This window comes from Microvirga sp. P4_A5, assembly GCF_056402495.1.
The window spans coordinates 1-7573 of sequence record NZ_JBFUHH010000146.1 but is presented as its reverse complement, the minus strand read 5'-3'; the positions used below and the strand labels follow the sequence as shown (position 1 = coordinate 7573).

6 protein-coding genes are annotated in these 7573 nt (G+C 64.6%); 4 read left to right on the top strand and 2 right to left on the bottom strand.

Translation table 11 applies throughout. The features are described from left to right. Nucleotides 1-368, top strand: a 368-nt coding sequence (locus AC1DVM_RS21925; protein WP_477258054.1) for a S24 family peptidase, incomplete at its 5' end; no start/stop codon positions are given. Nucleotides 369-383: 15 nt separating this feature from the next. On the opposite strand, the gene AC1DVM_RS21920 is transcribed toward AC1DVM_RS21925, so the two are convergent. Both AC1DVM_RS21920 and AC1DVM_RS21915 read right to left on the bottom strand, forming a co-directional pair. Then, nucleotides 384-2114 carry a lysine--tRNA ligase gene (locus AC1DVM_RS21920; protein WP_477258052.1) on the bottom strand — a complete coding sequence of 577 codons (1731 nt, stop codon included), beginning with the start codon at nucleotides 2112-2114 and terminating at the stop codon, nucleotides 384-386. 80 nt (nucleotides 2115-2194) lie between these two features. After that, nucleotides 2195-3055: a transporter substrate-binding domain-containing protein gene (locus tag AC1DVM_RS21915; RefSeq protein WP_477258050.1), complete on the bottom strand. Its 861-nt coding sequence runs from the start codon at nucleotides 3053-3055 to the stop codon at nucleotides 2195-2197. 33 nt (nucleotides 3056-3088) lie between these two features. On the opposite strand from AC1DVM_RS21915, the gene AC1DVM_RS21910 reads away from it, so the two are divergent. The 3 genes from AC1DVM_RS21910 to AC1DVM_RS21900 form a co-directional block, all read left to right on the top strand. After that, nucleotides 3089-5041 (top strand): glycosyltransferase, encoded by a 1953-nt coding sequence (locus tag AC1DVM_RS21910; RefSeq protein WP_477258048.1) that lies wholly within the window; start codon nucleotides 3089-3091, stop codon nucleotides 5039-5041. 276 nt (nucleotides 5042-5317) lie between these two features. Further along, nucleotides 5318-5827, top strand: coding sequence for a single-stranded DNA-binding protein (gene ssb / locus AC1DVM_RS21905; protein WP_477258046.1), 510 nt, complete (start codon nucleotides 5318-5320; stop codon nucleotides 5825-5827). 147 nt (nucleotides 5828-5974) lie between these two features. Next, nucleotides 5975-7573: acyl-CoA dehydrogenase (locus tag AC1DVM_RS21900; protein WP_477258044.1), on the top strand; the 1599-nt coding region annotated here is incomplete at its 3' end.

Sequence of the window (7573 nt, the reverse complement as noted above, 5' to 3'; positions counted from 1 at the left end):
GGATGACGCAGGCCGGATCGGGAAAGTTCTTCACCGACGAGGGCCTTCCCAGCAACGCGCCGGGCTGGGATGAAATCGACTTTCCGGATTTCGGCCAGGAGAAGGTCTTCGCCCTCGAAGTCACGGGCGAGTCCATGGCGCCCCTCTATCGGGACGGCGACATCCTGATCCTTTCGCCGACGGCGAGCATCCGCAAGGGCGACCGGATCGTGGTTCGCACCACCACCGGCGAAGTTCTCGCCAAGGAATTGCGCCGGCGTTCGGCCAAGAGCCTCGAACTGGTATCGCTGAACCCCGAACACGAGGACCGGACGATCCCCAGCGAGGACGTGGCCTGGGTCGCCCGCATCATGTGGGCGCGACAATAATCGGCCCGCGCGTCGTCAGGCCGCGCGGCCGGCCCGATCCCTTAGAAACGCTTCGTGTTCGCTGACGAGCTGTCCGGCCAACGCCTTGCGGATGAGGGCACGGGTTTCCTTCACGCCATAGAGCGCCACGAATGAGCCGAACCGCGGACCGCGCGGTTCGCCCAGCAACACCTGATAGATCGCGTTGAACCACTCGATCGACACGCCGGGCCGCTCGGGCGTGGCCCCTTTGGCCTTCAGGTCCTGGTAGCGCGGCACGGAGCGGCCGACATTGTAGATCTCTTCCTGAATCGCCTCGGCGGTCGCCGGACGCTCGCCGCTTGCAAAGGCTTCGAGCTCATCGGCAAGCTTCTGCAGAGCTGCCGCTTCCACGTCGTCGGGAAGCCGATAGGTCTTCTGCGGCCGGACGAAATCCCGGAAATACCGGCCGGCGCCGCCGACGAGCGAATCGAGGCGGGGATGCGTCTCGGGCGAGACGCCCGGCGCGTAGCGACGGATGAATCCCCACAACACCGCGGGCTCTTCGGAATTGGCCACCGCCACGAGGTTCAGCAGCATTGAGAACGAGACCGTGGTTCCCGACTGGTTGCCCCCGGCGGATGCCAGGACCTCCGGCGCAGGCGGATGCCCGGCGTGAAGATGCCAGACGGGGTTCATCAGGCGCGCCTTCGCGTCCTGGGTCGGGTACTTGTCGAGGAACGCCAGATAATCGTCGACCTGTCGCGGAATGACATCGAAGAACAGGCGCTTGGCCTCGCGCGGCTTGTTGTACATGAACAGGCTGAGGCTGTCGGGCGTGCCATAGGAGAGCCATTCGTCGATCGTCAGGCCATTGCCCTTCGACTTGGAAATCTTCTGGCCCTTCTCGTCGAGAAAAAGCTCGTAGTTGAAGCCTTCGGGCGGCAGGCCGCCGAGCGCCCGCGCGATCTGCCCCGACAGCTTCACGCTGTCGATGAGATCCTTGCCGGCCATCTCGTAATCGACCCCGAGCGCGACCCACCGCATCGCCCAATCGGGCTTCCATTGCAGCTTGGCGTGGCCGCCGGTGACAGGCGTTTCAAAGCGCTCGCCGGTCTCGGGGTCGCGCCATACGACGGTGCCGGCCTCCGGCCTGCACTCATCGATCGGCACCTGCATGACGATGCCGGTCTTCGGATGGAGCGGCAGGAATGGCGAATAGGATTGCTGGCGCTCGGCGCGCAGGGACGGGAGCATGATCTCCATCACGGCGTCGTAGCGCTCGAGCACCGTCAGAAGCGTCTCGTCGAACCGGCCCGCCATGTAGCATTCCGTTGCGGAAAGAAATTCGTACTCGAAGCCGAACGCGTCGAGGAATTCCCGCAGGCGGGCGTTGTTGTGATGCGCGAAGCTCTCGTATTTGCCGAACGGATCGGGGACCTTCGTCAGCGGCATGCCGAGGGAGCCGGCAATCAGGTCCTTGTTGGGGACATTGTCAGGAACCTTGCGCAGGCCGTCCATGTCGTCCGAGAAGGCGATCAGCCGGGTGGGAATGGTGTCGCCGGTCAGCACGCGGAAAGCGTGCCGCACCATGCTGGTGCGCGACACCTCGCCGAACGTCCCGATATGGGGCAGGCCGGAGGGGCCATAGCCGGTTTCGAACAGCGCCTCCTTCTTGCCCGTGCGTTTCAGCCGCTCGACAAGCTTGCGCGCCTCCTCGAAGGGCCAGGCTGTGGCCGTCTGGGCGGCATCGATAAGGGCTTGATCGAAGTGAAAAGGTTGAGACATCGGACCGGATTTGTTGGAAACGCGGCACACTAGGGAGCAGGTCTGCCCGGGTCAATGCGGCTTTGACCGCGTCTGCCGAGCTAGAAGGGGCTGACCGGAAAGAACCGGAGGTAGAGCTCGGCGTATTTGCCTTCTTTCCAGAGCTGCTGGAGCGCGAAGTCGAAGGCGCGGCGGAGCGTCTCGTCGTCCTTGCGGATGATGAAACCTATGCCCTCGCCAAAAAACCGGCTCTCCAGATAGGGCCCTCCCGCGAATTCGCAACATCCGTCCGATTCCGCCCCGTTGAGCCAGAGCGACAGCCCCAGCCCGTCGGCAAAGACGTAATCGACCTCGCCAGCCTTCAGGGCTGCCTCGGCGGCCGCCATGTCCGGAAAGGACGCGAACGTGGCCTTTGGCGCAAACGCCTTCACGAAGGCCTCCTGGGCGGTCTCGGCGATCACCCCGACTCGTTTCCCCGCCATTGCACTGGCCTGCGGCGCCGGCTGGTTCTTGTCGCGCCTGACCGCGAAGCGGGCGGGAATCTTGAAATAGGGGCCGGTCACCGAGAAGCGCTCGCGCAAGGATGCGGTCGTGGGAATCGCCGCCGCCACCACGTCGCCCTGGCGGTCGCCCAGGGCATCCAGCAGCATGTCGAAGCGTCGGACCTGAACCGTGCACGCAATGGCCAGCCGCTCGCAGGCTGCCCGGGCGAGCTCGACGGAAAATCCTGTCGGGTTACCGTCCGGGCCTGAGAAATGAAGAGGCGGGAAATCGTCGTCGATCAGGAAGCGGATGGTTCGCAAGCCCGTCAGATCGGGCCGTTCCAGTTGTACCCGCGGGTCCCAGAAATTCGGAATGGCGACCTGCGCGGCCACGGGCGATCCGAGACCGGAGATGCCCACCAGCATGAGGATTGCGCTCAGGAGACGGCGGTTGCTCCATAGGAATTGATGCAATAACATAACATTCATTTCTTCTGGACAATCGCCATCCACTTGTCATCCGCCGAAGACCCGTCTCCGACAGAAGCACCGCCTCGCAGGCTCGGACAAGCCCTCGGAGATGGTCTAGTCGACGGCTGGGACCAGTCAACTCCTCCGGCGCTTCATCTTCCCGCCGAGCTCCGCTTTCTCGTCGGCCACGGCTTTACGTTCGAGTCCCTCCGGCCCATCGCGACCGCCGCCGCGGCGGCGGGCGTCACTCCGGACCGTTACCTTCTCGCGGCCGATGTCATCGAAGAGACGGCTTACTACCGGGCGCTCGCGCTGGAGCTCGCCCTCCCCTTTACGACCCGGGCACGCGTCTCCCGACGGTCCCGGTTTCCCGAAAGTGTGCTGGCGGGTCTCGCGCCTCTGGACCGCCCGCGAGGCGGCTATCTGATCGCGCCAACGGGCGCCGCATTGGCGAGGCTGCTGCACCAGCKCCGCACCCAATACCCGGGCGTGGTGGTGACCACGCCGTCCGCGCTGCGACGCTCCGTGATGCTGGCAAAGGCCGTCGCCGTCAGTCATCAGGCGTCCCATGGCTTGCCGGAGTGGAAAGGCGGGCTCTCCTATCGCGACGGCTGGACCTGGCGTCAGATGGGCGTTTTCTGCCTTGTCCTCTTCGTCCTGATTCTCAGCATGAGCCTTGGTCGCCAGGCGCCCGTCATCGGCCTTTCGGTGGCGGCTGGCCCGATCTTCCTCGTCATGGTCGTCACCCGTCTCGCCGCCTGCCTCCTGTCACAACCCGTCGCACCCTCCACAAAACCCCGGCGGGTCCGGGGTTCGGCTCTCCCGTCCTACACGCTCATCGTGGCGCTCTTTCACGAGAGCAAGGTCGTGTCCAAACTTCTTGCCGCCCTCGAGGCCCTCGATTATCCGCGCGAGAAGTTCGACATCCTCATCGTGATCGAGGCGGACGACCGGGAGACGCAGGGCGCGCTCGCCGCCCTGCGCCTGCCCGGCCATGTCTCCCTCATCGTTGCCCCACCCGGCTTTCCACGCACCAAGCCGCGTGCGCTCAATGTCGCGCTTCCGCTCGCGCGAGGCGAATTCACGGTGGTGTACGATGCGGAGGACGTTCCCGATCCGGATCAGCTTCGTCTGGCCGCAGCCGCCTTTGCTCGAACCGCGCCCGAGGTTGCGTGCCTGCAGGCGCGCCTGACCATCGATAATACGCGCGATAGCTGGCTCACCCGGATGTTCACCATCGAATACGCGGCCCTGTTCGACGTTTTCAATCCCGGTCTCGCGGCGATCGGCAGCCCCCTCCTGCTGGGAGGCACTTCCAACCATTTCCGCACCCGAATCCTACGGTCGATCTGTGGATGGGATGCGTGGAACGTCACCGAGGATGCCGATTTGGGCATCAGGCTGGCGCGGCTTGGGTATCGGGTGGAGGATCTTCCGTCGACGACTCTGGAGGAGGCTCCGAGCAGCCTTAGTGCGTGGATGAAGCAGCGGACGCGTTGGATGAAAGGCTTCATCCAGACCTGCATCGGACACTCGAGGCATCCTTTTCAAACGCTTCGCCAACTGGGGTTCTGGCGGGCCTACGGAGCGATGGCCGTGACCTTGGGCACCGTTTTGAGCGCCCTGTTCTATCCGTTCTTCACCACGTTCGCCCTCGTGACGTCGTGGGACCGGACCGGCTCCGCCTGGCACTTTGCATGGCGATCTTTCAGCGCGACGCTCTTCGTGCTCGGGATCGCTGCGATCTATATCCCGGCGATCGTCGGCCTTGCGCGGCGGGGCTTATGGGGATTGCTGCCCTGGACGCTTCTGCTGCCACTCTATTATCTGATGGTCAGCGCCGCCGCTTGGCGAGGGTTGTGGGAACTCAGCCGGACGCCATTCCGCTGGAACAAGACCAGCCACGGCCTCGCCCGGACGACGCGGCAGGCCTCGCCTCAGAAACACCAGGCGAGAGCTGCCGAAACCATGTCGCCGAAAACCGCCCCGCCCTGACGCCACCACAGAAGGCCGCCCACGCCGACGAGGCACGCGACCGCGCCCCCGATCAGAAGGCGGCCAAGCCACGCATCTGACGACGTGCGATCCTCCGAGCCCAAACCTGCGGCCATCGATACCTCCCGGCGGCGAAAGGGAGAGCATATCAGAACGGGCCCGTGAGCCCAACTCAGGACCGGGATGCGCGGCCTGCCCCGCGAATCTCAGCCAATCAAGTTGCTTTTTTACGAGAACAAAACTAGAACAAACCATATGACGAGCGAGGAGCGAGAGATGGCTGGCAGCGTGAACAAGGTGATTCTGGTGGGCAATCTCGGCCGCGACCCGGAGGTGCGGCGGCTTGGTTCCGGCGAGCCGGTGGTGAGCCTTCGGGTGGCCACCTCGGAGAGCTGGAAGGACAAGAATTCCGGCGAGCGCAAGGAAAAGACCGAGTGGCACTCGGTGGTCATCTTCAACGAGAACCTCGCCAAGGTGGCCGAAAGCTACCTCCGCAAGGGCTCGAAGGTCTATCTCGAGGGCCAGATTCAGACCCGCAAGTGGCAGGACCCTGGGGGCCAGGAGAAATATACGACCGAAATCGTCCTCCAGCGCTTCCGGGGCGAATTGACGATTCTCGACAGCCGCAATGGCGCCGGGCTGGAGGACAACGACGGCCAGAAGGGCGACCGGGATGACGATTTCGGCAGCACCTCGCCGATGCGGCGACGTGCCGCCCCGGCGACGGTGGCAGCCGGAGGCGGCGGCTCGCGTTACAGCCAGATCGACGATGACATTCCGTTCTGATCGCTCGCGCAGGGATCAGGCCCGGTCGGAACGGTTTGCGCGACGCAACGTTTAGCAACAAGCTGAGCCGTAAGGCACTTCCGCTGCGGCATGCTGCTTGGCGCGTCCTCGATCGAGCTCGCCCAAGGCAAGTGAGTCCGACCCGCGATGACACAGACCGATAGCTTCCGCTTCAACCGCCTGACCCGGCCTGCCTTCCGCTTCGCCAAGAAAGCGATGCCGCCCATGTCGGCCACGGAGAGCGAAGCGGTCGAGGCCGGCGATGTGTGGTGGGATGCGGAATTGTTCACGGGCAATCCCGATTGGAAGCGCCTTCTCGAGACGCCGCCCGCGCGTCTGACGCCGGAGGAAGAAGCGTTCCTGGCAGGCCCGGTCGAGACACTCTGCGCGATGCTGGACGATTGGCGGATCACCTGGACCGACCGTGACCTGCCGCCGGATGCCTGGGACTTTCTCAAGGCCAACCGGTTTTTCGGAATGATCATTCCGAAGGCCTATGGCGGGCTCGGATTCTCGGCCTATGCGCATTCGGAAGTGGTGCGCAAGATCTCCACGCGCTCGGTCGCGGCGGCGGTCGTCACCATGGTGCCCAATTCGCTGGGCCCGGGCGAACTTCTCATGCAATTCGGAACCGATGCGCAGCGGGATTACTGGTTGCCGCGTCTCGCCGACGGCCGCGAAATCCCCTGCTTCGGGCTGACGAGTCCCGAAGCCGGATCCGACGCCGCCGCCATGACGGATACGGGTATCGTCTGCCGGGAAATGCGCGACGGGCAGGAGGTGCTGGGCATTCGGCTGAACTGGCACAAGCGCTACATCACGCTCGGACCGATTGCCACGATCCTCGGTCTCGCGTTCAAGCTCTACGATCCGGAGCACCTGCTCGGCGGCGCTGCGGAAATCGGCATCACGGTCGCGCTGGTGCGCGCCGACGCTCCGGGAGTGGAAATCGGCCGGCGGCACATCCCCTGTCTCCAGATGTTTCAAAACGGACCCAATAGCGGCCGCGACGTCTTCATTCCCCTCGACGATGTCATCGGCGGCCGCGAACGGGTGGGCCAAGGGTGGCGGATGTTGATGAGCGCGCTGGCGGCGGGGCGCGGAATTTCGCTGCCCTCCCTATCCGCCGCCGGCGCGTCTTTCGCGGCGCACACGACCGGCGCCTATGCGCGCATCCGCGAACAATTTCATGTGCCGATCGGCAGGTTCGAGGGCGTGCAGGAGAAACTCGCGCGCATCGCGGGCATCGCGTATGGGCTCGATGCCGCCCGCCGCCTGACCTGCGCGAGCCTCGACCAGGGTCACCATCCCGCGGTCATTTCCGGCATCATGAAATTGCACGCCACCGAGCGCATGCGCATCGCGCTCAACGATGCGATGGATATCCACGCGGGCAAAGCCGTCATCGACGGGCCTCATAACTATATCGGCAATTTCTACCGGACGATCCCCGTCGGCATCACCGTCGAAGGCGCCAATATTCTGACCCGGTGCCTCATCATCTTCGGCCAGGGCTCCATTCGCAGCCATCCCTATCTGCTCAAGGAAATCCAGGCGCTCGGCAATCCCGACGAGGAAGCAGGTCTCGTGGAATTCGACCGGCATTTCTGGCCGCATGTGGGTCATGCGATCAAGACGCTGTTGCGCGCCTGGGGCCGCGGCTGGAGCGGCGGCCTTCTTGCGCCCGCGCCCCGGGCGGGCGCGGCGAAAGGTTTCTACCGCCAGCTCGGGCGCTATTCAGCGGGC